The organism is Halorubrum sp. LN27 (assembly GCF_016635065.1).
GTDB classification, from domain to species: domain Archaea; phylum Halobacteriota; class Halobacteria; order Halobacteriales; family Haloferacaceae; genus Halorubrum; species Halorubrum salipaludis.
Genome location: NZ_JAEPET010000001.1, coordinates 2,559,091 through 2,580,857, shown reverse-complemented (window position 1 = coordinate 2,580,857; position 21,767 = coordinate 2,559,091). Strand labels below are relative to the sequence as shown.

Below are 21,767 nucleotides of genomic sequence, written 5' to 3'. Positions count from 1 at the left end.
CCCATGCCGCGATCGGAAGCCGCTTTTTGACCCGGACGCAACGGCAACCGTGAACTGGCGGTACAAACACGCCGCGCTCGCGCTCTGTACGCTCGCGTTCACCGCGACGATGGTCGCGCGCTTGGTCATCAGCCCGCTCGTTCCGGCGATCACGGCGGAGTTCGGGGTCACGAACGGAACCGTCGGTCTCGCGCTCTCCGGGATGTGGCTGGCGTACGCGATCTCGCAGTTCCCCTCCGGGGTGCTCGGCGACCGGTACGGCGAGCGCGCGGTCATCCTGACCGCCGTCGGCGCCACCGCGGTCGCCTCGCTGCTCATCGCCGTCTCCCCGTCGATCGCGGTCTTCGGGCTGTTCACCGTCCTCCTCGGCGCCGGCGCCGGGCTCCACTACTCGGTGGCGACCACCTTCCTCACGCGGCAGTTCGACGACATCGGCCGCGCCATCGGGGTCCACGTCGCCGGCGGGCCGGTCGCGGGACTGGCGGCGCCGCCGCTGGCAGCGCTCGTCGGATCGCGGTACGGCTGGCGCGCCGGTATCGCCCTCGGCGTCGCCGCCGCGGTTCCCGTGTTCGTCCTCTTCGCGTGGCGGGTGCGACCCACCGAGCCGCTCCGCCCCGACCAGGCGATGCGCGAGCGGTTCGCCCTCGGGCCGCTCGCGGAGCTGCTCTCCCGGCCCCCCATCCTCTACACGACCGCGCTGGCGACGATGGGCGCGTTCACGTGGCAGGCGACCGCCTCCTTCCTCCCGTCGTTCCTGGAGTTCGGAACGGGGCTCTCGACCGGGCTGTCGGCGCTTTTGTTCTCGCTGTACTTCCTCGTCCACGGCGCGACGCAGCCGGTGACGGGGTCGGTGTCCGACCGGATCGGCCGCGACGCGACCGTGATGGCGACGATGGCCGCCGGAGTCGTCGGCTACGGCCTGCTCGTCGCGTCCGCGGAGCTCGGCCTCGGCCGCCCCGCCACCGTCGTCGGCGTCGTGTTCGTCGGGCTCGCGATGTCGTGGGGCGCGCCGCTGCAGTCGCGGTTCATGGACCTCCTCTCGGACGCCGAGCGCGGCGCCGGCTTCGGGCTCGTCCGGACCGCCTACATGGTGATCGGCGCGTCGGGGAGCGTCGTCGTCGGCGTGATGTCGGACGCCGCCGGCTGGTCGGTCGCGTTCGGGCTCCTCGCCGGCGTGATGGGGCTGGCGCTGACCGCGCTGCTGGCGAACCGACTGCTGCGGCTCGGTTACTAGCGGGCCGCTCGTCGGGAAAAGGCGGGATCAGTGTGAGAGGCGAGCCGGCTACAGGCGGTCGTCTTCGAGGCTCCCCGGGTCCTGTGCCGTGTCGAACATGTTGTTCTCCGCGCCGTCGAGCATCTCGTCGCGGGGGTCGTCGTCGACGACGCTCACGTTGTACGCCTCGATGCCGGAGGCGATCAGGTCCTCGGCGGCCTGCTCCTCGGAGACGAACTCCTGTTCGGCGAGCTGCTGGAACTCCGCGTACACGTCGTCGGACAGGTTCAGCTCGAAGGTGGGCATACGCATCCGTTCCGCCCGGACGCTTTTAAGCGTTCCCTCGCCGGCGGCTCTCTGACAGTCTCACCGATTCCGATCGATCCACTCGCAGAACGCCTCGAAATCCTCCGCGCCGGCGTCGGCCGCGATGTCGTGAAGCGTCCCGATACTGATCGAGTCGTGTGCGGGTACGGTCACGACGCGGGCGTCCGTGTCCTCGTGTTCCGCCGGTGGATCCCATCGAAGGATCAGGTGATCTCCCGTCGTCCGAACGTGCTGGAACCCGCCGACGTTCACCAGTACCTTGTACACGTCTTCGCCGGAGAAGTCCCGCGTTACCATCGCTACTGCAGCGGATCTGGGAGATCGTCGTCCTGAGATCGAGCCACCTTCGGATCGACGCCGAGATCGCGGATCTCGTCGTCCGTCGGCGGGTTTCCCCCTTCGTTCTCGACCGCCTCGACGACGGCGTCGAGGTTGTCGAGGGCGGCAGTCCGGCTCTTGCCCTGTGCAGTCACCTCGGCGCGGAGGTCGCGAGCCGTCCACTGGCCGTCTGGATTCTCGATCAGCCTGATCTCCCGAGTGGGAGCGTCCGAGTCTCGCGGGTCGGCTCGGGCCATGACTGGCCGTAACTCGTCAAGACTCAAAGTGTTTCGGGGACCGCTGGGTTCGATGGGGAGAGCGTTTCGAGATTCCCACCAGGCCTCACAGGTCGCGCCACGCGCCGAGGAACCGCTGAACAGCCGTGAGGTGGCCGACGGCCGCGAACAGCGCGAGCAGGAGGCCGACGACGTTCAGCCCGGCGACGATCGGTGCGGCGTACGCCGCGGCGACGACGCCGACGATCCCCATCAGCGCGAGCCGGTCGGCGCGCCCCAGGAGGCCCCCGTACTCGCGGCCGATGCCGACCGCCTGGATCTGGGTGCCCATGTACGAGGTCATCAGCACGCCGGTCACGGCGGCGAAGCCGAGCGCGTACGCCCCGATCCCGACCGTGAAGCCGGCGATCACCGCGATGTCGGCGTAGCGGTCGAGGACGTGATCGAGGAGGTCGCCGCCGTCGGAGGAGACCTCGAGGTGGCGCGCGAGCGCGCCGTCGACGAGGTCGAGCCAGCCGTTGAGCAGGACACAGACCGCCCCGGCGACGTAGAAGGCGGGCTCGCCGACGGCGAACGCGGCGGCGGCGGCGACGGCGACGCCGAACGCGATCACGCTCACTTGGTCGGGCGAGAGGCCGATCTTGGCCGCGGCGCGCACCCACGGACCGAGCAGACGGTCCGCGACGGAGCGGTACTGGTCGAGGGTCATCTATCGACCCGAACCTCGCGGCGGGCTCATATATAATCGATGAAGTCGACGGTCCCCGCGCTCGGCTCGCGGTCGCCCTCGATCGCCGCCCGGACCGCGTCCGCGACGGCCTCGGGATCGCGGTCGGTGGTGTCGATCTCGTAGACGTTCTCGATCCCGTGTTCGTCGACCGCCTCCGAGAGGATCACGTCGAGCGCCTCGCTCTCCGCGTTCTCCTGGGCGGTCGCGGCTGATTCGCCGCGGGCTTCGAGCCGCCGTTCGATCTCCTCCGGGCGGCAGCGAAGGACCACCACGCGGTCGACGTCGAACCGGTGCGCGAGGTGGGAATCGAGCACGCCGGACCAGTCGCCGAGGCGCTCGCGGACCGCGTCGAGGTCGGCGACGAGCGTGTCGCGGTCGGCGTCGCGGTCGGTCCAGAGCTCGTCGTTCTCCTTTATCAGGTCGTTGAGGTGGATCACGTCGTACTCGTCTTCGAGCAGCGCCGTCGCCGTCGACTTGCCGGTCCCGGGGGTGCCGGTGACGGCGACGCGGTCGGCGGTCATGGCCGGGAACCGAGCTCCAGGTCCGACAGCGTCTCGTTGAGCAGGTCGACGGCCTCGCGGGTCCCCTCGCGCGTGCCGGTCGAGATCCGGACGTGCTCGGGGAGCCCGAAGGAGGTGCAGTCGCGGATGATCACGCCGCGCTCCTGCGCCGCCTCGGCGACCCGCTCCGCGTCGCCGACCTCGGCGAGCACGAAGTTCCCGGCCGACTCCACGGTCGGGGCGTCCAGTTCGGCCGCGATGTACTCGCGGGCCCAGCGCGCCGTCTCGACCGACTCCGCGACGTGCTCCTCGTCGTCGAGGGCGGCGAGCGCGGCCCGGCACCCCAGCTCGCTCGCGGCGAAGGGGGTGTTGACCCGGGCGTACGCCTCGCCCCACGCCTCCGGGACCACGCTGTATCCGACCCGGAGCCCGGCGAGGCCGTACGCCTTCGAGAACGTCCGGAGCACCGCCACGTCGTCGCGCTCGTCGACGAGCGGGATCGCGCTGTCGACCTCGGCGAACTCCCCGTACGCCTCGTCGACGACGACGAGCGTCTCCTCGGCGGTCGCGTCCGCGATCGCCTCGACCGCGTCGAGGGGCATCACCGAGCCCGAGGGGTTGTGCGGCGAGGTGACGTAGACGATCCGCTCGCCGCCGTAGGCGGACAGCACCGTCTCCGCGTCCTGCGCGAACCCGTCGTCGGGGGTGAGCGCGTACTCGGCGACCTCGCCGTGGTGGTAGCGGGCGGACATCGCGTAGTAGGCGAAGCCGGGCTCCGGGACGAGCACCTCGTCGCCGGGCTCCAACGCGGCCCGCGAGAGGTAGTCGATCGAGCCGTCGGCGCCGGGCGAGACCCACACCTGCTCGGTCGACACGTCCCACTTCTCCGCCAGCTTTTCCGTGAGGTCCGTGTGCGAGGACTTCGGGTACTGGTGGACGCGGTCGGCGTGCTCGCGGATCGCCTCGACGGCCGCCGGGCTCGGGCCGTGCGGGTTCTCGTTCGATGAGAGCTTGATGAGGTCGTCGGGGTCGAGCCCGCGGTCGCGGGCGACCTCCTCGACGCCCCGGCCGGGCACGTACGGCGAGTGATCGGAGAGATCCCGTGGTTGCATGCGCGTGGATCCGGGCGGGGCGCTCTTAAGGGTGGCCGAAGCGGCCGTTCACCGGAAACCCGGTGTGTTATCGGACGCCACGGCGGCCGAGGCGTCCGACTCGGACCGGCGTGGACCCGGTCAGGGGACCCGCACGTCGTGTTCGAGCGTCCCGACCCCCTCGACCTCCACCTCGACGGTGTCGCCGTCGGAGAGGGCGCCGACGCCCTCGGGCGTGCCGGTCGAGATCACGTCGCCGGGCTCTAGGGTGAGGTAGGTCGTGATCTCCTCGATCAGCGTCGGCACGTCGAAGATGAAGTGCTCGCGGTCGCTGGACTGCTTCGTCTCGCCGTTGACGCGGAGCTCGACGCTCGCGTCCGCCGGGACCTCGTCGGGGGTCGCCAGCACCGGGCCGAGCGGCGCGGCGTTGTCGAACGCCTTGCCGCGCACCCAGTTCTGCTCGCGGTTCTGGTCGTCGCGGTTCGACACGTCGTTCATGCAGGTGAAGCCCGCGACGACGTCCATCGCGTCGTCGGCGTCGACGTCCTTGCACTGCTCGCCGATGACGACCGCTATCTCGGCCTCCCAGTCGATCCGGTCTTTCCCGGCGGGCGTCGTGATCTCGTCGCCGTGGCTCGCCAGCGCGTTCGGCGGCTTCAAGAAGAGGAGCGGTCGGTCCGGCACCTCGTTGCCGAGCTCGGCGGCGTGGTCGGCGTAGTTGCGGCCGATACAGACGATCTTCGTCGGCTCGGCGGGCGGGAGCACGTCGATCGCGGGGTCGTCGAGGGCGTACTCCTCGCCGGCGAAGGCGACGGTGTCGGTCTCGGGGTCGTAGGTCCCCTCGCGGATCGAGCCGGCCGGGTCGCGGAACCGTGCGTGGTGCATGTCTCGGCAATCGGGCGGCCGCCCGAAAAGCGTTCCCGGAGAGGCAAACGCGACGGGGCTACTCGGCCCGGTCGACCGCGGACTCGGCGTCAGTCCGGTGGTCCCCGTCTGGCACGACCGCTCGGCCCCACTCGCGACACCGGTCGGTCCGCGGGACGCGGTCGTTCCGCTGGGAGGGCATCGGCGGCCGTTCGTGCGGCGGGCGGTTAACTCCTCTCCCGGCGGGGGCAGTGGCCGCGGCGTCGACTTTTATTACGGCTCGCCGAGACGTACCAGGCGTACCATGGAACTCACCTGGCACGGCCACTCGACGTGGCACGTCGTCGTCGACGACACGGAGCTGCTGATCGATCCGTACTTCGACAACCCGAAGACCGACGTCGACCCGGAGGAGCTCGACCCCGACTACCTCCTCTTGACCCACGGCCACGCGGACCACATCGGCGACGTGGACCGCTACGAGGGCGCGACGGTGGTCGCCACCCCGGAGCTGACGGGGTACATCCAGGACAACTTCGGCCACGAGGACGCGGTCGGCGGCATGGGGATGAACATCGGCGGCACCGCCGAGTGCGGCGACGCGTGGGTGACGATGGTCCGCGCGGACCACTCGAACGGGATCGAGACCGGCTACGGCACCTCCGCCGGGATGCCGGCCGGCTTCGTGATCGGCGACAAGAAGCCGACCCAGGAGTCGGACCCCGACTGCACGACGTTCTACCACGCCGGCGACACCGGGCTGATGTCCGAGATGGTCGACGTGATCGCGCCGTACCTCGAACCCGACGCCGCCGCCCTGCCAGCCGGCGACCACTTCACGATGGGTCCCGCCGGCGCCGGCATCGCGGCCGACTGGGTGGGCGCCGACGTGGTGTTCCCGATGCACTACGACTCGTTCCCGCCGATCGAGATCGAGACGCAGGAGTTCGTCAACGAGGTGAAGGCGGCGGGCGCTGCGGCCGAGCCCGTCGTCCTCGACGGCGACGAGACGTACGTGCTGGAGTAGCCAGTCCGACGCGCGACTGCGGTTTTTTCACGCGACATCGACATCGGAGAGCCGCGGTGTTCCGACCGTCGATCGGCGACCGGACCGCCGCGTTCCCACGGGTGTAGAATGCTATTCGGAGACGAATAAATATTATACGAACCTCGGTAGATTCCGTATGTCTCCAAGGGCACAAAATAACTTCATAGATGTAAATTAATAATAAATCAGAAGCCTTCTAAATAAAAGACGGTTACGGTCGGATTGGTACCTCATGTCAACCGCAGATATGCGGGCTGTGATCCGCGGGGAGGGCGGACGGTTCGTGTACGTCGTCTCCGCGCTCGCGGCGCTCAACGGACTCCTGTTCGGGTTCGACACCGGGATCATCTCCGGAGCCATCCTCTTCATCGACACGACCTTCGAGCTGACCCCTCTGGTGGAGGGGATCGTCGTCAGCGGCGCGATGGTCGGGGCGGCCGCCGGCGCGGCCGTCGGCGGACAGATATCCGACCGCGTCGGCCGCAAGCGGTTCATCCTGCTCTCGGCCGGGGTGTTCTTCCTCGGCTCGTTCCTCATGGCGGTCGCGCCGACCGTCGAGGTGCTCGTCGCGGGACGGATGATCGACGGGATCGCCATCGGGTTCGCCTCGATCGTCGGTCCCCTGTACATCTCTGAGATCGCGCCGCCCTCCGTCCGCGGCGGGCTCACGTCGCTGAACCAGCTGATGGTCACCGTGGGGATCCTCTCGTCGTACTTCGTCAACTACGCCTTCTCCGGCTCCGGATCGTGGCGGATCATGCTCGGCGCGGGGATGGTCCCGGCCGTCGTGCTCGCGATCGGGATGCTCCGGATGCCCGAGAGCCCGCGGTGGCTCTACGAGCAGGGCCGGACCGACGAGGCCCGCGCCGTGCTCCGCCGCACCCGCGAGGGCGACATCGAGTCGGAGCTCTCCGAGATCGAGGCGACCGTCGAGGCGCAGTCCGGAAACGGGGTCCGCGACCTGCTCAGCCCCTGGATGCGTCCGGCGCTCGTCGTCGGGCTCGGGCTCGCGATCTTCCAGCAGATCACCGGGATCAACGCCGTGATGTACTACGCCCCGACGATCCTGGAGTCGACCGCGTTCGGGAGCTCGCAGTCGATCCTCGCGTCGGTGGTCATCGGCACCGTCAACGTCGCGATGACGGTGGTCGCGATCCTGCTCGTCGACCGCGTCGGCCGGCGTCCCCTCCTGCTCGTCGGCACCGGCGGGATGATCGGGTCGCTGGGCGTCGCCGGCCTCGTCTTCCAGTTCGCGGACCCGACCGGGGGGATGGGCTGGCTGGCGACGCTCACGCTCGTGTCGTTCGTCGCCTTCTTCGCGATCGGGCTCGGCCCGGTGTTCTGGCTGCTCATCTCCGAGATCTACCCGCTGGCCGTCCGCGGGAGCGCGATGGGGATCGTGACCGTCGCCAACTGGCTCGCGAACCTCGCCGTGGCGCTGTCGTTCCCCGTGTTACTCGACGGGATCGGGACGCCGATGACGTTCTGGCTGTTCGGCGCCTGCAGCGTCGTCGCGCTCCTCTTCACCTACCGCGTCGTCCCCGAGACCAAGGGCCGGACGCTGGAGGCGATCGAGGCGGACCTCCGGAGCGCGACCGGGGCGGCGGCCGACGTTCCCGGCGACGACTGAGGGCGGCCGCGATCCGAGCCCCCGCCGCGGGGCGATGCCGGTAACCTTTATCCTCGGGAGACCGAACCAAAGAACGACCATGGCAGACATCGAGACATCCACCGTTTCCGAGGAAGGGTACGCCTGCACGAGCCAGGTCGGCGAGTTCGACCTGCAGATCGACGCGACCGACGAGACGGGGCCGAACCCGAACGCCGCGCTCGTCGCGACGTACGCCTCCTGTTACCTCCCCGCGTTCCGCGTCGGCGGGAGCCAGCGCGGCGAGGAGGAGCTCGGCAAGGTCCAGATCGACGCGAGCGCGGAGCTCGACGACGACGACGATCTGGAGTCCATCGCCTTCGACGTCCACGTCGAGGCCGACCTCGACGAGGAGACCGCGGCCGACATCGCCGAGCGCGCCGAGGGCATCTGTCACGTCCACAGCGCCCTTCGCGACGACCTCCACGCCGACATCAGCGTCTACCCCGGCGCGTTCTGAGCCGGCGATCCGGCCGCTTCGACCGCTCGGCGAAGACGGCGACTCGAAAATTTTTCGCGACGACGACCGGACTCGGGAGCCGCGGGACCGCCCGAGGTGCTCCTCAGGGCCGCTCGACGCCCGTGAACTCGAAGCGGGCGCCCCCGTCGTCGCCCTCGGTCAGCGTCACCTCCCAGCCGTGGGCCTCCGCGATGCGCTCGACGATCGCCAGCCCGAACCCGGTCCCCGACTCGGAGGTCGTGTGGCCGCTCTCGAACACCTCGTCGCGCCGGTCCTCCGGGATCCCGGGGCCGTCGTCGGCGACGTAGAACCCGTCCGGCAGGTCGCCGACGACGATGCGGTCTCCGCCGTGTTCGGCGGCGTTCCGGAAGAGGTTCTGCAGCAGGCGCTTGAGCCGGCCGGGATCCGCGAGCACGTCGTGCTCGGTCTCGACGGCGACTTCGATCGGCTCCGCCGATTCGTCGCCCTCGTCGCCGTCGATTGACCCGACCGCGTCCTTCGCGTAGCGGGTCGCCAGCTCGTCGAGGGGGACCGGATCGACCGATCCGACGGCGTCGCCCTGCCGGGCGAGGGTGAGCACGTCGTCGATCAGCCGCTCCATCTCGTCGAGCGCGGTGTCACAGCGGTCGAAGTACGAGTCGTTTCCCGTTTCTCGGGCGAGCCGGAGGTAGCCGGAGAGCACGTTGAGCGGGTTCCGGAGGTCGTGCGAGACGATGCTCGCGAACTCGTCGAGCCGCTCGTTCTCGCGCTCGATCCGGCGCTCGTACGCCTTCCGCTCCGAGATGTCGCGGCTGGTGGCGAGGAACCGGTCGTCCCCCTGCACGTCGACGCGGCGGACCTGCACCTCGACCGGGAAGGTGGTGCCGTCGGCCCGACGGAACGTCGTCTCCAGCCGGCGCGTCTCACCCATCTCGATGCTCTGCCAGAGGTCGATCCCGGTCTGTGGGTCCAGCTCCGTGTCGATCTCCCAGACGTCCATCCCCACGAGCTCCTCGCGGTCGTAGCCGAGTTCCGCCGCCATCACGGGGTTCGCGTCGACGATCTCGCCCGCCTTGTCGTGGATGTCGACCATGTCCGGGGAGTCCTCGAAGAGGGCCTCCAGCCGGGCCGAGGTGCGTTCGAGCGCCCGCTGGCGGCGGCGCTTCTCGGTCACGTCGCGGCTGACGGCGAGCACCCCGTCGAACTCGCCGTCGATGACGAGCCGCCGCAGGGTGAAGTCGATGATCGCGTCGGACCGCTCGGGGAGGTCCAGCTCGATCGTGCCGGACACCGCCTCCCGGTCGCCGGCGACCAGCGCCGCGAACGGGTCGTCCTCGCGGGTCTCTCGGAGCCGCCGTAACAGGGGACTCTTCCGACCGACGAGCTCCTCGGGGGTCGACTCGTACACCTCGGTCAGCCGGTCGTTGACCACCGCGAACCGACTGTCGGCGTCGTAGAGTGCCACCGGGTTCGGAAACTCGTCGACGAGTCGCCGGTAGCGCTCCAGGTCGCGCTCGCGCTCCTTCTCCTCGGTCACGTCGATGTGGATCCCGACGGCGCGGACCGGCTCGCCGTCGTCGTTTCGCTCGACGACGCGGCCGCGGTCGCGGATCCACTTCCACTCGCCCGACTTCGCCTCCATCCGGTGATCGCACCGGTAGTACTCCGTCTCGCCGGCGAAGTGCGCCTCCAGCGCCGCCCACACCTCGGCGAGGTCGTCGGGGTGGACGCGGTCTTCCCACTCCGAGAGCTCGAAGGCGATCTCGGATTTGTCGTATCCCAGCATGCCGGCCCACCGCTCGTCGAACCGCACCTCGTCGGTGCGGATGTCCCAGTCCCAGACCCCGACGTCGGCGCCCTCAACCGCGAGGCGGAACCGCTCGGAGAGTTCGCGGAGCTCGCGCTCGCGTTCGCGCTCGTCGGTCACGTCGCGGAAGTACACCGAGAGGCCGGTGTCGGAGGGGTAGGCGTCGATCGCGAAATCCAGGTCGGGACCCTCGAAGTGGTACTCGAAGGCGGTCGGCTCTCCGGAGGCCACGGCGTCGCGGAACTCCGTCTCGATCCGAGTCCCGCGGAGCGTCGGAAACCGGTCCCAGATCCGCTCGCCGAGCAGCTCTCCGGCGTCGCGTTCGAGCAGCTCACGCGCCCGCTCGTTGAGGTACGTGAGCCGCCAGGACTCGTCGATGCCGCAGAACGCGTCCGTCATCCGGTCGAGGTGCTCTGTCTCTTGGTGCTCGGTCCGCGACCGGGACACGGCGCGGTCGACGCGCTCCGCGAGCGCGGCGTAGGGGTCGGCGTCTGTCGGCTCGTCGTCCGGACGGTCGGTATCTGTCGTCTCGTCGTCCGGACGGTCGGTATCTGCCGGCTCGTCGTCGGCCGTCCCGTCCTCCGCGACCCCGTCGGCGTCACGCAGCGGGAGGTACTCGTCGACGCCCGCGGCCACCGCCCTGCTCGCGACCGCCTCCGACCCGCGGGCCGTGAACAGCACGAAGGGGAGGTCCCCGACCCGGTCCCGGACGGCGCGGAGGAACTCCACGCCGTCCATCCCGGGGAGGTCGTAACCGCTGACGACGCAGTCGACCTCGCCGGCGTCGACGGCGCCGAGCGCCTCGGCGGCGTCGTCCGCCGACGTCACCGCGAACCGCTCGCCGCGGTCCTCGATGGCCGCCGCCGCGCGGTCTCCGACTGACGGCCGCTCGGCGACGAGAAGCACTCGCACCGGGTCGGACCCTGCGTCGGCCGCGAGCGCCTCCGACTCGTACCGGTCCCGTGTCGTCATCCGTTCGTGTGTCGTTTCCCCGACATAGTAACTATTGGCATTTTGCTTGTCACGTCGCCGGGTCACGCCGACGCGTACGCCACGACGGCGCTGGACGCCGCGTACCCGATCGCCGCCAGGACGAGGGCCGCAACGAGCGCGACCGCGAACTCCCGGGCGACCGCGAACGCGAGCAGGAATCCGGCCATGCCGACCGCGTTCGCGCACAGCAGCCGGAGCGTTCGATACGACGGCTCTCGGGTGGACATACCCGCGGTACGAACCGTCGGACCAAAAAGCCACGAGTCGCCGGCAGATCGCGGGCCGTCGACGGAATTTGTCCCGTCGGGAGCCACCGCGCCGCCGGTCGCGGTGCGGGACGGCTTCGGCCGAAACCGGGGAACGGTTTAGGGCCGATGCCGCGGCCACCCGCCCCATGCGACTGCGAGACGATCCGACTGATCGGGGGCGGCGCCCGGCGGAACGCGGGCGGTGCTCGGCGGAGCGGCGGCGGCCCCCGCCGGCGGAGAAACGGCCTCCGGCGGAGCGGCGGCGACTGAGGCCCCGAGCGGGTCTCCGCTTCCGGCGAGCGGCGGAACGGGACCGAAGCGTCTCCGCGCCGCGGTGGCTCGCGTCACCGATGCTCGTTCCGGGCGGAACCCTCGCCGCGCTCGTCGTCGCCTGGGGGTTCGCGGCGGTGCGGACGGTGAGCGCGGCTCTTCGGGAATGGTCCCTCGCGATCGCGGCGGTCCTCGCCGCCGCGGGCTGTCTGCTGGCCGCCGTCGCCGTCGCGCACGCCGCGGCCGCGGTCGCCGCCGCCCGGGCCTGAACGGCCCGACGGGGACGCCCCGCGGAACGGTTTTGGGGACGGCGCCGGAAGGCACGGTATGGTCGCGACCGAATCCGACTCGGAGCTCGACCGCGGCGACGCCGCGCCGCCGTTCGAGCTCCCGGGAACCGACGGCGAGACGTACGCCCTCGACGACTTCGACGCGGACGCCCTGCTCGTGGTGTTCACCTGTAACCACTGCCCGTACGCGCAGGCGAAGTTCGACCTCCTCAACGACCTGGCGGCCGAGTACGACGATTTGGCCGTCGTGGGGATCAACCCGAACGACGCCGAGGAGTACCCGGACGACTCCGTCGAGGCGATGCGCGACCGCGTCGCCGACGGGGTGATCGGGTACGACGCGTACCTCCGCGACGAGACCGCCGCGGTCGCGGACGCCTACGGCGCGGTCTGTACCCCCGACCCGTTCCTGTTCGGCCGCGACGGCGACGGGTTCCGGCTCCGGTACCACGGCCGCCTCGACGACGCGTTGAACCCGGACGACGAGCCCACCGAGTTCTACATCCGCGACGCCGTCGACGCCGTGCTCGCGGGCGAGGAAGTCGACGTTCCGGACCGTCCCTCGCGGGGCTGTTCGATCAAGTGGCCGGGGGAGTGAGTGCGGAGAGCGAGGGACGGCGCCGACGAGTTCGTCGATCGCGCGGTAGCGCCCGCCGCCGAGTGCCTCGGTAGACCTGGTTCGGAGCGATTCGATGACCTCGAGCTGGAACCTCCCGAGACCCGGCGCTACGGAACGACCACGCCGGCCACCTCGAACCGCGCGCCGCCGGCGGCGCTCTCTCCGACCTCGACCGTCCACCCGTGGGCGTCGACGACCCCCTCGACGATCGAGAGGCCGAGCCCGATCCCGTCCGTGGCGGTCGTGTATCCCGATTCGAAGACGCGCTCGCGGTCTGCCTCCGGAATTCCGGGACCGTCGTCCTCCACGTAGAACCCGTCTCCGCCGTCGAGCGGTCCGACCCGGACGGACACGTCCGCGCCCCCGTGTTCCACGCTGTCGCCGGACTTCGTCCGGCTGCCAGTCGAGCCGTGCTCGACGCTGTTCCGGAACAGGTTCTCGAAGAGGTGCCGGACGCGGTCGGGGTCCGCCTTGAACTGCAGTTCCTCCGCGACGGTCACCGTCGCGCCGTCGGTGTCGGTCCCCTCCCAGCACTCCTCGACCATCGCACTGAGCGAGACGAGCTCCGTCTCCCCGATCTCGTGTCCCTGTCTGGCGACGGTGAGGACGTCGCCGATCAGGTTCTCCATTCGGTCCAGCGACCGCGAGACGATCTCTAAGTTGTCGCTGTCACAGGTCGATCGCTCGAGGTTGACGCGTCCCTGTGCGACGTTCAGCGGGCTTCTGAGGTCGTGCGAGACGACGCTGGCGAACTGGTCGAGCCGGTCGATCTTCGCCTCCGTCCGCTCCGCTTGAAGCTCCGTCTCCAACATCCGCGCGATCAGCTCCGCGAACAGCGTCTCGGCGTCGTCGAACGGCTCGGCGCGCGGATCCGCGGAGACGAAACACAGCGTCCCGAAGAGCTCGTCGTCGACGGTGATCGCGCTGCCGTGGTAACAGTGGAGGCCGTGCCGCTGAAACGCGGGGTCGTCGTCCCATCCCTGGTTGGGCGCGTCGTGCAGTCTGACCGGAGCCTCTCCGCCGATCGTCCGCCGGCAGTACGTCTCTCCGAGGTCCAGCTGGAGCCCGACCGGGAACGCCCCGTCCGCCGGGTCCGTGCTGGCGATCGCCTTCCAGTAGTCGCTCTCGGGGTCGATCCGCGTCAGGTGTCCGTTCTCCACGTCAAGATACGTCTCTCCGACGGAGAGCGCCAGCGTCGCCTTCTCCTCGAACGGCAGGTCCCGGTCCATCACCTCGTAGAGCCGCTCCCGGGCCGCCGCCGCGCTGAGAGCCTCGCCACCCATGGGTAACGTCCGAGGTACCGACCCCACCGACAAAAGTGGCCCTGTTATCTGGGAGTAAATTCTCTACTTTTTACACTACTCGTGGCGTTCCGGCGGTACGAATGCGAAATCACCGGACCGTGCGGACTCCGAGCACCGAGGCCGACGCGCCGCCGATCGCCACCGGCATCCAGTAGACGCCGCCGCGGAAGACGAGCACTGCCGCGGTGACCGCTGACGCCGGGACCCCGGTCGTCGGGACGAGCAGGGCGACGAACGCCGCCTCGATCCCCCCGAGTCCGCCCGGGAGGGGCGTCGCGCCCGCGACGTACGCCAGCGGGACGGCGAAAAGCGGGATCACCGGCGAGATCCCGTGGCCGACGGCGGCGAACGCGACCGTGAGCGCGGCCGCTTGGAACACCCACCCGGCGAGCGAGAGCCCGACCGCGGCGGCCAGCCGCCCGGGGCTCGTCCCGACGCGCTCGATGTCCTCGAAGAAGTTCCGCAGCCTGTTGGCGATCCCGGCCTCGACCGTCTCGGCGTCGAACCGGTCCAGTCGGCCGGCCACCGCGCCGACCGCGCCGGGAAGCCGATCGACGACGACACGCCGGTACCGCCAGCCGAGCGCGATCCCCGAGACGATCGCCGCGATCAGCGCGACGGCGACGCCGACGGCGATTTCGAGGCGTTCGCCGACCGCGGCGCTCGTCGCGTAGTAGCCGACCCCGAGGAACACGAGCGAGATGGAGGGGACGACGTTGAGCACGTCGACGCTGGCGATCCCGACGAGCCCCGTCTCGTAGCGCGACCCGGAGACGCGGGAGATGAGCGCGGCGGCCACCGGCTCGCCGCCCGCTTGCCCGAACGGGGTGACGTTGTTCGCGAAGACGGCCCCGGCGTACACGAGGAACGCCGTGCCGACCGAGAGGGAGACGTCGAGCGACCCGAGGACGGTCCGGAGCATGAGGCTCCACGCGACCAGCCAGCAGAGCGCGAACCCGAACGTCGCCGCGACCAGGGTCGGGTCCGCCGAACGCAGCGTCCCGATCACGCGGTCCGCCCCAACGACGACGAAGAGGACGGCGAGGACCGCGAGCGCCGCGATCCCGCCGATGACCACTCCCCGCCGCTGGCTCCCGTCCATGGGGGGTATGACGCGCTGGCGGACTTGAAACGTCTGATCGGTTCTCGCTCCCCGTTTGGGGGCTCCCCCGATGCGAGGTCAGCGGAGAGAACGCCGAGAAGACGACGCTGAGGGCGTGTGTAGCCGAATTATATCACGAGAGCGGCACCAACAAGAATACAACCGTCGGGGGGGTACGGGGGCGTACTTATGGACGATCAGCGGTTCCTCGAGTCGGAGTGGGACTACTGTCTGGTGTTGGACGCGTGCCGCTACGACGTGTTCGAGGACGTGTACGATGAGTACCTCGACGGCGACTTAGAGAAGCGCCGGAGCGTCGGATCGTCGACGCCGGAGTGGGCCTACCGGACGTTCACGGGCGACCACGACATCGCCTACTTCTCGGGGAACCCCTTCATCAACGACCTCGGCATTCCGCTGAACGAGCTGAAGTGGGGCGCGAGCTGCGACTACGACTGGACCGCCTCCGACCACATCAGCGACATCCACGACGTGTGGAAGACCGGCTGGGACGACGACCTGGGCACCGTCCCGCCGGAGGGGCTCGCCGAGGCGTACCGGAACAACCGCGACGCCGTCGAACGCGCCGACCGCACCGTCCTCCACTACATGCAGCCGCACGCTCCCTACCTCTCCCGCGGGAAGGGACAGAAGCTCAAGCAGATCCAGAAGGGGATCAAACGGCAGGAAGAGGAGGAGGCGAACGGCGGCGACGCGGGCGACGACGGCGGCCTCCTCTCGTCGCTCAGCGACTCGGTCCGACCGAAGATCGAGAGCCGGCTCGACGACAGCGAGTTCGCCCAGAAGGCGGGGCTGTGGCTGGAGCTCGACCCGAAGGACCTCGTGAAAGACGGCACCCGCGTCACCGCGTTGAGCATGTACGAGGAGAACCTCCGGATCGCCTTAGAATCCGTCGCGGATCTCGTCGAGGAGCTCGACGGGAAGGTGGTCGTCACCGCCGACCACGGCGAGGCGTTCGGCGAGGAGGGCGTGTGGGAACACCACATCGAGACGTACATCCCGCCGCTGATGGAGGTCCCGTGGCTGGAAGTGGAGTGACCGTCGCCGCTTCGCGTTCCAATTCCGAGACCGCGCCATGAAGGTCAGCCACTACTTCGAGTTCGAGGAGCGCGTCACCGGCGGCATCCGCGAGTCCGTCGTCCACCAGCGGAAGATGCTCGACCGCGAGGGGATCGCCTACACCACCGAGCCGACCCTCGACGCCGACGTGCTCCACTGCAACCTGATGGGGCCGCGCTCGGTGTGGTACGCGAAGCGAGCGAGCGACCGCGGGGTCCCCGTCGTCGCGCACACCCACGTCACCGCCGAGGACTTCGGCGACAGCTTCCGCTTCACCAACGCCCTGGCGAAGCCCCTCAAGCCCTACCTCAGCCGCGCGTACGGCCTCGCCGACGCGTTGGTCTGCCCCTCCGAGTACAACCGCGGCGTGATCGCGGAGTACGCCGACGCGCCGACGACCGTCATCTCGAACGGCGCCGACCGCGAGAAGCTGGCCGGCTTCGAGTCGCTGGAAGCCGAGTACCGCGACCGGTACGACCTCGACCCGCCGACCGTCTTCCTCGTCGGCCACGTGATCAAGCGGAAGGGGTTGGAGACGTTCGTCGACCTGGCCCGTGCGCTCCCCGACATCGACTTCGCGTGGTTCGGACCGCTCGACCTCTCCTTGAAGGGCCGCGAGACCACCCGGCTCATCGAGGAGTCGCCGGACAACTGCACGTTCACCGGCTTCGTCGACGACGTGCGGGGCGCGTTCGCCGCCGGCGACGTGTTCCTCTTCCCGACCCACGAGGAGAACGAGGGGATCGCGCTGCTGGAGGCGATGACCGCCGGGAAGGCCGTCGTCGTCCGCGACATCGAGACGTTCTCGTGGCTCGACGACGGCGAGGACTGCCTGAAGGTCGACCCCGCCGCCGGGGACGACGAGACCGCGGCGTTCGCCGACGCGATCCGGCGCCTCTCCGACCCCGCGCTCCGGGAGCGGCTCGGGTCGAACGCGGAGGCGCGCAGCGAGTCGTTCTCGCTCGACGCGATCGCGGAGCGGTACCGCGAGCTGTACGAGTCGCTGTGACCGCCGCCCCCTACTCGCTTCCGTCGTCGCCGCCGATCGTCGCCTCGTCCCTCTCGACCGAGAGCGACCCGTCGTCGGCGAGCACGAGCGCGAAGCCGAACGTCGCCTCGGACTCGGGGGCGTCGTCTCCGGGTCGTCCGCGGTGTACCGTCACGTCGTCGCCGAAGGCGTAGGTTCCGGCCGGGAGACACGACTCGTTCTGGTACCCGTACACGGCGTATCGCTGACGCAGCGCTTCTCCCGGAGCCACCGCCGTGTACGCCCCCATCTCTTCGATCACGGCGTCCCGCGTCGCGTTCCAACACCCGCTCTCGACCGTCTCGGAGATCCGGTCGGTCCCGTCGGACCACCCCAAGGGGCTCTCGTCGGCCGGGACCTCGGGAACGAGAACGAGTCGGTTCGCGTCCGGGTCGCCGTCGCTCAGGTAAGAGGTGAACGGCGGCGTCACGCCCGTGAAGACGGAGATCGGGTCGGCGGCGGTGTTCCGGAGCTCGGCCCGGATACGCGCGGGGTGATCCGCGGTGAACGGCTCCGTCGCGCTCGCCTCGAACGCGACGTCGTCAGCGGTCACCGGCGCCGGCGTCGACGTGTCGGTTCCGTTCGCGGAGCCGTTCGACTCCCCGGGCCCTCGGTTCGCGCCGCAGCCGGCGAGCGCGAGCGCGACGGACGACCCGACGACCCGAAGGGCGGTCCGCCGATCGAAGCGGGAGGGCATTCGCGATCCGCTTGCGGGGTCGGCGAGGTAAGCGTTCCGCCGATCCGCGGTCGGAAACTGCGACGTGTGGATCCACGACCGGCCTTTATCACTTTCGGGGTGGAAACGCCGGTATGACTCACGGCTCGCTCGGGAAACGGCGCGATTTCCGAGCCCTGTTCGACCACCTCGACGGCGTCGCGCTGTGGACGGCCACGCAGCCCGGCGAGTTCGACTACATCAGCGCCGGATTCGAGGACATCTGGGGAATCCCTCCCCAGGAGATCAAAGACGACGTGTCCCTGTTGATCGACAGCATCCACCCCGAGGACCGCGATCGGGTGCGAGAGAACATCGAGGCGGCGGCCCGAGGGACCAGAGACGAGGCGTACGAGGGTCGCGTCGTCCGGCCCGACGGATCGGTTCGCTGGGTGCTCACGCGACAGGTCGCGCTCCGAGACGAGGACGGCGAGATCGCGGAAGTCGTCGGTATCTGTACGGACATCACCGAACAACGCGGCCGGGAACAGGAGCTCGAACTGCTGAACCGGATCGTCCGCCACGACATCCGCAACGACATGGCGGTCGTTCTCGGCTGGATGGAGATGCTCGAGGACCACGTCGACGCCGAAGGGGAAGAGTACCTGCGGAAGATCCTCGCCAGCGCCGAACACGTCGTCGAACTGACCGAGGTCGCGCACGACTACGTCGAGGCGGTCGTCTCGAACGGGGACATCGCCGTCGAGCCGGTCTCGCTCCGCTCCGTTCTGACGACCGAGCTGTCGCTCCGCGAGGAGTCGTTCCCACAGGCGGAGTTCGTCGTCGAGGGGTCGATCCCCGAGGTCGCGGTGGCCGCCGACAGCATGCTCAGTTCGGTGTTCCGGAACCTCCTGAACAACGCCGTCCAACACAACGACAAGGACGCCCCGCTCGTCGAGGTGTCCTGCGAGGCGCGCGACGACGACGTCGAAGTCCGGATCGCCGACAACGGCCCCGGCATCCCGGACGACAAGAAGGACATCGTGTTCGGCAAAGGCGAGCGCGGTCTCGGGAGTCCCGGCACCGGAATCGGGCTGTACCTCGTGGAGACGCTGGTCTCCCAGTACGGCGGCCGCGTCTGGGTCGAGGACAACGAGCCGACGGGCGCCGTTTTCGTCGTCGAGCTTCCGCGCGTCGAGTGACGCCGACCGTTGGAACGACGCGTCTCCGTCGAAGGCGTCCGACGCTTGAGTGACCGGGGATCGGAGCCGTATCCGTCCCACTCGAATATACATAATAAATACTATCATTCAAGATTAATATACTATTTCTATCATAACATGAGTCGATCCCGAACCGGTCACCACCGAGATCGCGGTTTCTGCACTCTCTCGAAGGGGCGTTGACCGATCGAATCGAGAGACGACGGACCGATCGGAGCGTTCACACCGCCCTCGTCTCGGCAGTTTGAGAGACTTCGGTCCGCGAAGACGGTCGAGCTCGTCTCGCCCGACATCGAATGAGACTGCCGTTTCGATTCGGGACCGGCGTGGGCCGGCGATCCTACTGCCATCCCCGATCCGAGTCGCGGTCGATGCGAACACCTCTCGGTCCGGAGTCGGCCCGACGGCGGCCGCCGACCCCTCCCTAGTCGAAAACGGCCGATCGATCGGAGTGGAAAATCATACCATATTTCAAAGATATATTTTAATCTGATATATGCCGTCGAATTCGGTGCATATTCCCGTCGGCGGCGATGGTGTGACCTCTCCACAAACGCTGTGGCCCGGTCGGTTCTCCGGTCGCGGCAGCCCCACCGTTGGCCCGAGAGCCCCACCGCCGATCGATCACGCGTCGCGGCGGTAGTCGAGGTAGACCTCGTCTTGCATCACCTGCGAACGCCCGCCGTCGATCAGAATGCTCTCGCCGGTGATGAAGCTCGCGTCGTCGCTCGCGAGAAAGGCGGCGAGCCCGGCCACGTCGGCGGGCGTTCCGAGCCTCCCGACCGGGTGGATCTCCTCCGTGTACTCGTACTTGTCGCCCAGCTCAGCTTCGGTGCGGTCGATCTCGATCCAGCCGGGGTTGATCGTGTTCACCGTGATCCCGTCCGGCCCGAGCTCCAGCGCCAGCGCGCGAGTCATCCCGTTGATCCCGGCCTTCACCGCGTTGTAGGGGAACAGCCCCGGCATCGTGAGGAACGCGTGGTTCGAGGAGGTGTTGAGGATCGTCCCGCCCTCAGGCATGTGGTCGGCGGCGTGTTTCGCGCACAGCCAGAAGGACCGGAAGTCGGTCTCGACGACGAACTCCCAGTCGTCGATCGTCGCCTCGCTCGCGGTCGTCTCCGTCTGGACGCCCGCGTTGTTCACTAACACGTCTATCCGCCCGTACTCCGCGACGGCGTGCTCGACGAGCGCCTCGATCTCCGCGGGCTCGCGCATGTCCGCCCGGACGAACGTCGCCTCGCCGCCCGCCGACTCGATCTCGTCGACCACCGCCTCGCCGCTGTCGGCGGAGCGACCGGTCACCACGACCGAAGCGCCCTCGGCGGCGAAGCGACGGGCGACGCCCTCGCCGATTCCCCGCGTCGATCCCGTGACGACGGCGACGGTGTCCGCGTGTCTGTTCGCGACGGCGTTCTCGGTCGGGTTGCCCGGCGACATATCCCTAACTGGTGATGCCCCCGGCAAATAATCACCGTCTGCGGGGCCGCCGTCGCCCGACTTGCTCGGCGGCGCTTGCGGTCCGGCGGTGCTCACCGTCCGGCGGCGCTTGCGGCCCGGCGATACTACCGCCCGGCGCTCACCACTCGGCGACGCTCCCGTCCGCGTGGCGCCACACGGGGTTGTGCCAGTCTACGTCCTTCTCGGCCTGCGCGCGCACGTGCTCCTCGTCGATCTCGATCCCGAGGCCGGGCGCGTCGGGGATCTGGACGGAGCCGTCCTCGTAGTCGAAGACGGAGGGGTCCGCGAGGTAGTCGAGCACGTCGCTCGTCTCGTTGTAGTGGATGTTGAGGCTCTGCTCCTGGATGAAGGCGTTCGGAGAGACGGCGTCGACCTGCAGGCAGGAGGCCAGCGCGATCGGCCCGAGCGGGCAGTGGGGCGCCATCGCCACGTCGTACGCCTCAGCCATCGCGGCGATCTTCTTCACCTCGGTGATCCCGCCGGCGTGCGACAGGTCCGGCTGGATCACGTCGACGGCGCCGTCCTCGAACACCTCCTTGAAGTCCCATCGGGAGTACATGCGCTCGCCGGTCGCGATCGGCGTCGTGGTGTGCTCGGCGATCTTCGGGAGGGCGTCGTTGTGGCCCGACAGAACCGGTTCCTCGACGAACATCGGGTCGTACGGTTCGAGCGCCTCGACGAGCCGCTTCGCCATCGGCTTGGAGACGCGCCCGTGGAAGTCGACGCCGATGCCGACCTCGTCGCCGACCGCCTCGCGGACCTCTCGCAGCCGCGTCGCGGCGGCGTCGACGGTGGCGGGGTCGTCGACCCGTTCGATCTCCTCGGTCGCGTTCATCTTCAGCACCGTGAAGCCCGCGTCCACCTGTTCGCGCGCCTGCTCGGCCACGTCGGAGGGGCGGTCGCCGCCGATCCACTGGTACACCCGGATCCGCTCGCGCGCCGCGCCGCCGAGCAGCTCGTAGACGGGGACGCCGAGCTGTTTGCCCTTGATGTCCCAGAGGGCCTGGTCGACCCCGGCGATGGCCGACATGAGAACCGGGCCGCCGCGGTAGAACCCGCCGCGGTACATCGTCTGCCAGTGGTCCTCGATCCGACCGGCGTCCTCCCCGAGCAGGTAGGTGTCGAACAGCTCCTCGACCGCGGTCCGCACCGTCTTCGACCGCCCCTCGACGACCGGCTCCCCCCACCCGACGGTGCCGTCCGCGGTCTCGACGCGCAGGAAGAGCCACCGCGGCGGCACTTCGAACAGCTCGTAGTCGACGATTTCGCTCATTCGT

24 protein-coding genes are annotated in these 21,767 nt (G+C 69.4%); 9 read left to right on the top strand and 15 right to left on the bottom strand.

The window, feature by feature from the left end:
- The first annotated feature begins 49 nt into the window (after positions 1-49).
- Entirely contained in the window at positions 50-1,234 is a 1,185-nt protein-coding gene (locus JIN95_RS12700) for an MFS transporter (protein WP_200531721.1), read from the top strand.
- A gap of 48 nt (positions 1,235-1,282) precedes the next feature.
- Here JIN95_RS12700 and JIN95_RS12695 read toward each other — a convergent pair whose 3' ends face one another.
- The 8 genes from JIN95_RS12695 to JIN95_RS16425 form a co-directional block, all read right to left on the bottom strand.
- Positions 1,283-1,519 (bottom strand): hypothetical protein, encoded by a 237-nt coding sequence (locus tag JIN95_RS12695; RefSeq protein WP_008003406.1) that lies wholly within the window; start codon positions 1,517-1,519, stop codon positions 1,283-1,285.
- 60 nt (positions 1,520-1,579) lie between these two features.
- Positions 1,580-1,837, bottom strand: a complete 258-nt coding sequence (locus tag JIN95_RS12690; RefSeq protein ID WP_095635913.1) for a type II toxin-antitoxin system HicA family toxin — start codon at positions 1,835-1,837, stop codon at positions 1,580-1,582.
- 2 nt (positions 1,838-1,839) lie between these two features.
- A complete protein-coding gene (locus tag JIN95_RS12685; protein WP_095635914.1) occupies positions 1,840-2,115 on the bottom strand; it encodes a HicB family protein in 276 nt (91 codons plus the stop codon).
- Positions 2,116-2,200: 85 nt separating this feature from the next.
- A complete protein-coding gene (locus tag JIN95_RS12680; protein ID WP_095635915.1) occupies positions 2,201-2,803 on the bottom strand; it encodes a CDP-alcohol phosphatidyltransferase family protein in 603 nt (200 codons plus the stop codon).
- Positions 2,804-2,829: 26 nt separating this feature from the next.
- Positions 2,830-3,345 (bottom strand): adenylate kinase family protein, encoded by a 516-nt coding sequence (locus JIN95_RS12675; RefSeq protein WP_095635916.1) that lies wholly within the window; start codon positions 3,343-3,345, stop codon positions 2,830-2,832.
- Entirely contained in the window at positions 3,342-4,436 is a 1,095-nt protein-coding gene (gene hisC, locus JIN95_RS12670) for a histidinol-phosphate transaminase (protein ID WP_200531720.1), read from the bottom strand. The genes JIN95_RS12675 and hisC overlap by 4 nt, the downstream gene beginning before the upstream one ends.
- Before the next feature lie 120 nt (positions 4,437-4,556).
- The gene (locus tag JIN95_RS12665) at positions 4,557-5,300 is read right to left on the bottom strand and encodes a fumarylacetoacetate hydrolase family protein (RefSeq protein ID WP_200531719.1); all 744 of its coding nucleotides are present in this window, start codon (positions 5,298-5,300) and stop codon (positions 4,557-4,559) included.
- 58 nt (positions 5,301-5,358) lie between these two features.
- Positions 5,359-5,481 (bottom strand): hypothetical protein, encoded by a 123-nt coding sequence (locus tag JIN95_RS16425; protein WP_255521287.1) that lies wholly within the window; start codon positions 5,479-5,481, stop codon positions 5,359-5,361.
- A gap of 102 nt (positions 5,482-5,583) precedes the next feature.
- Here JIN95_RS16425 and JIN95_RS12660 point away from each other — a divergent pair, with 102 nt between their 5' ends.
- The 3 genes from JIN95_RS12660 (at position 5,584) to JIN95_RS12650 (ending at position 8,435) form a co-directional block, all read left to right on the top strand.
- Complete coding sequence (locus JIN95_RS12660) at positions 5,584-6,306, top strand: metal-dependent hydrolase (protein ID WP_095635920.1); 723 nt, start codon at positions 5,584-5,586, stop codon at positions 6,304-6,306.
- 268 nt (positions 6,307-6,574) lie between these two features.
- Positions 6,575-7,957, top strand: coding sequence for a sugar porter family MFS transporter (locus JIN95_RS12655; protein WP_198951503.1), 1,383 nt, complete (start codon positions 6,575-6,577; stop codon positions 7,955-7,957).
- A 79-nt stretch (positions 7,958-8,036) separates the two neighbouring features.
- Positions 8,037-8,435, top strand: a complete 399-nt coding sequence (locus tag JIN95_RS12650; RefSeq protein ID WP_200531718.1) for an OsmC family protein — start codon at positions 8,037-8,039, stop codon at positions 8,433-8,435.
- 103 nt (positions 8,436-8,538) lie between these two features.
- Here the strand turns inward: JIN95_RS12650 and JIN95_RS12645 are convergent, their stop codons facing one another.
- Both JIN95_RS12645 and JIN95_RS12640 read right to left on the bottom strand, forming a co-directional pair.
- Positions 8,539-11,193 (bottom strand): PAS domain S-box protein, encoded by a 2,655-nt coding sequence (locus JIN95_RS12645; protein WP_200531717.1) that lies wholly within the window; start codon positions 11,191-11,193, stop codon positions 8,539-8,541.
- Positions 11,194-11,255: 62 nt separating this feature from the next.
- Positions 11,256-11,441, bottom strand: coding sequence for a hypothetical protein (locus tag JIN95_RS12640; protein WP_095635924.1), 186 nt, complete (start codon positions 11,439-11,441; stop codon positions 11,256-11,258).
- 371 nt (positions 11,442-11,812) lie between these two features.
- Here JIN95_RS12640 and JIN95_RS12635 point away from each other — a divergent pair, with 371 nt between their 5' ends.
- Positions 11,813-12,001 carry a hypothetical protein gene (locus JIN95_RS12635; RefSeq protein ID WP_200531716.1) on the top strand — a complete coding sequence of 63 codons (189 nt, stop codon included), beginning with the start codon at positions 11,813-11,815 and terminating at the stop codon, positions 11,999-12,001.
- Between the two features lie 58 nt (positions 12,002-12,059).
- Entirely contained in the window at positions 12,060-12,620 is a 561-nt protein-coding gene (locus tag JIN95_RS12630) for a thioredoxin family protein (protein ID WP_200531715.1), read from the top strand.
- A 128-nt stretch (positions 12,621-12,748) separates the two neighbouring features.
- Here the strand turns inward: JIN95_RS12630 and JIN95_RS12625 are convergent, their stop codons facing one another.
- Positions 12,749-13,924, bottom strand: a complete 1,176-nt coding sequence (locus tag JIN95_RS12625) for a GAF domain-containing sensor histidine kinase (RefSeq protein WP_200531714.1) — start codon at positions 13,922-13,924, stop codon at positions 12,749-12,751.
- A gap of 109 nt (positions 13,925-14,033) precedes the next feature.
- Positions 14,034-15,047 carry a lysylphosphatidylglycerol synthase transmembrane domain-containing protein gene (locus JIN95_RS12620; RefSeq protein WP_095635928.1) on the bottom strand — a complete coding sequence of 338 codons (1,014 nt, stop codon included), beginning with the start codon at positions 15,045-15,047 and terminating at the stop codon, positions 14,034-14,036.
- Between the two features lie 189 nt (positions 15,048-15,236).
- On the opposite strand from JIN95_RS12620, the gene JIN95_RS12615 reads away from it, so the two are divergent.
- Both JIN95_RS12615 and JIN95_RS12610 read left to right on the top strand, forming a co-directional pair.
- A complete protein-coding gene (locus JIN95_RS12615; protein WP_095635929.1) occupies positions 15,237-16,106 on the top strand; it encodes a hypothetical protein in 870 nt (289 codons plus the stop codon).
- A 37-nt stretch (positions 16,107-16,143) separates the two neighbouring features.
- A complete protein-coding gene (locus JIN95_RS12610) occupies positions 16,144-17,136 on the top strand; it encodes a glycosyltransferase family 4 protein (RefSeq protein ID WP_200531713.1) in 993 nt (330 codons plus the stop codon).
- Between the two features lie 10 nt (positions 17,137-17,146).
- On the opposite strand, the gene JIN95_RS12605 is transcribed toward JIN95_RS12610, so the two are convergent.
- Positions 17,147-17,851 carry a hypothetical protein gene (locus JIN95_RS12605; protein WP_200531712.1) on the bottom strand — a complete coding sequence of 235 codons (705 nt, stop codon included), beginning with the start codon at positions 17,849-17,851 and terminating at the stop codon, positions 17,147-17,149.
- 113 nt (positions 17,852-17,964) lie between these two features.
- Here JIN95_RS12605 and JIN95_RS12600 point away from each other — a divergent pair, with 113 nt between their 5' ends.
- Positions 17,965-19,011 (top strand): PAS domain-containing sensor histidine kinase, encoded by a 1,047-nt coding sequence (locus JIN95_RS12600; RefSeq protein ID WP_200531711.1) that lies wholly within the window; start codon positions 17,965-17,967, stop codon positions 19,009-19,011.
- A gap of 645 nt (positions 19,012-19,656) precedes the next feature.
- Here JIN95_RS12600 and JIN95_RS12595 read toward each other — a convergent pair.
- Both JIN95_RS12595 and dgoD read right to left on the bottom strand, forming a co-directional pair.
- Positions 19,657-20,469 carry an SDR family oxidoreductase gene (locus tag JIN95_RS12595; protein ID WP_200531710.1) on the bottom strand — a complete coding sequence of 271 codons (813 nt, stop codon included), beginning with the start codon at positions 20,467-20,469 and terminating at the stop codon, positions 19,657-19,659.
- Positions 20,470-20,608: 139 nt separating this feature from the next.
- Positions 20,609-21,763, bottom strand: a complete 1,155-nt coding sequence (gene dgoD, locus JIN95_RS12590) for a galactonate dehydratase (RefSeq protein WP_200531709.1) — start codon at positions 21,761-21,763, stop codon at positions 20,609-20,611.
- Positions 21,764-21,767: the final 4 nt, after the last annotated feature.

Excerpts from the sequence above, each read along its gene's own strand:
- JIN95_RS12695 (WP_008003406.1), bottom strand. The coding sequence starts at position 1,519 with ATGCCCACCTTCGAGCTGAACCTGTCCGACGACGTGTACGCGGAGTTC.
- JIN95_RS12690 (WP_095635913.1), bottom strand. The coding sequence starts at position 1,837 with ATGGTAACGCGGGACTTCTCCGGCGAAGACGTGTACAAGGTACTGGTG.
- JIN95_RS12685 (WP_095635914.1), bottom strand. The coding sequence starts at position 2,115 with ATGGCCCGAGCCGACCCGCGAGACTCGGACGCTCCCACTCGGGAGATC.
- JIN95_RS12680 (WP_095635915.1), bottom strand. The coding sequence starts at position 2,803 with ATGACCCTCGACCAGTACCGCTCCGTCGCGGACCGTCTGCTCGGTCCG.
- JIN95_RS12675 (WP_095635916.1), bottom strand. The coding sequence starts at position 3,345 with ATGACCGCCGACCGCGTCGCCGTCACCGGCACCCCCGGGACCGGCAAG.
- hisC (WP_200531720.1), bottom strand. The coding sequence starts at position 4,436 with ATGCAACCACGGGATCTCTCCGATCACTCGCCGTACGTGCCCGGCCGG.
- JIN95_RS12665 (WP_200531719.1), bottom strand. The coding sequence starts at position 5,300 with ATGCACCACGCACGGTTCCGCGACCCGGCCGGCTCGATCCGCGAGGGG.
- JIN95_RS16425 (WP_255521287.1), bottom strand. The coding sequence starts at position 5,481 with ATGCCCTCCCAGCGGAACGACCGCGTCCCGCGGACCGACCGGTGTCGC.
- JIN95_RS12660 (WP_095635920.1), top strand. The coding sequence starts at position 5,584 with ATGGAACTCACCTGGCACGGCCACTCGACGTGGCACGTCGTCGTCGAC.
- JIN95_RS12655 (WP_198951503.1), top strand. The coding sequence starts at position 6,575 with ATGCGGGCTGTGATCCGCGGGGAGGGCGGACGGTTCGTGTACGTCGTC.
- JIN95_RS12650 (WP_200531718.1), top strand. The coding sequence starts at position 8,037 with ATGGCAGACATCGAGACATCCACCGTTTCCGAGGAAGGGTACGCCTGC.
- JIN95_RS12645 (WP_200531717.1), bottom strand. The coding sequence starts at position 11,193 with ATGACGACACGGGACCGGTACGAGTCGGAGGCGCTCGCGGCCGACGCA.
- JIN95_RS12640 (WP_095635924.1), bottom strand. The coding sequence starts at position 11,441 with ATGTCCACCCGAGAGCCGTCGTATCGAACGCTCCGGCTGCTGTGCGCG.
- JIN95_RS12635 (WP_200531716.1), top strand. The coding sequence starts at position 11,813 with ATGCTCGTTCCGGGCGGAACCCTCGCCGCGCTCGTCGTCGCCTGGGGG.
- JIN95_RS12630 (WP_200531715.1), top strand. The coding sequence starts at position 12,060 with ATGGTCGCGACCGAATCCGACTCGGAGCTCGACCGCGGCGACGCCGCG.
- JIN95_RS12625 (WP_200531714.1), bottom strand. The coding sequence starts at position 13,924 with ATGGGTGGCGAGGCTCTCAGCGCGGCGGCGGCCCGGGAGCGGCTCTAC.
- JIN95_RS12620 (WP_095635928.1), bottom strand. The coding sequence starts at position 15,047 with ATGGACGGGAGCCAGCGGCGGGGAGTGGTCATCGGCGGGATCGCGGCG.
- JIN95_RS12615 (WP_095635929.1), top strand. The coding sequence starts at position 15,237 with ATGGACGATCAGCGGTTCCTCGAGTCGGAGTGGGACTACTGTCTGGTG.
- JIN95_RS12610 (WP_200531713.1), top strand. The coding sequence starts at position 16,144 with ATGAAGGTCAGCCACTACTTCGAGTTCGAGGAGCGCGTCACCGGCGGC.
- JIN95_RS12605 (WP_200531712.1), bottom strand. The coding sequence starts at position 17,851 with ATGCCCTCCCGCTTCGATCGGCGGACCGCCCTTCGGGTCGTCGGGTCG.
- JIN95_RS12600 (WP_200531711.1), top strand. The coding sequence starts at position 17,965 with ATGACTCACGGCTCGCTCGGGAAACGGCGCGATTTCCGAGCCCTGTTC.
- JIN95_RS12595 (WP_200531710.1), bottom strand. The coding sequence starts at position 20,469 with ATGTCGCCGGGCAACCCGACCGAGAACGCCGTCGCGAACAGACACGCG.
- dgoD (WP_200531709.1), bottom strand. The coding sequence starts at position 21,763 with ATGAGCGAAATCGTCGACTACGAGCTGTTCGAAGTGCCGCCGCGGTGG.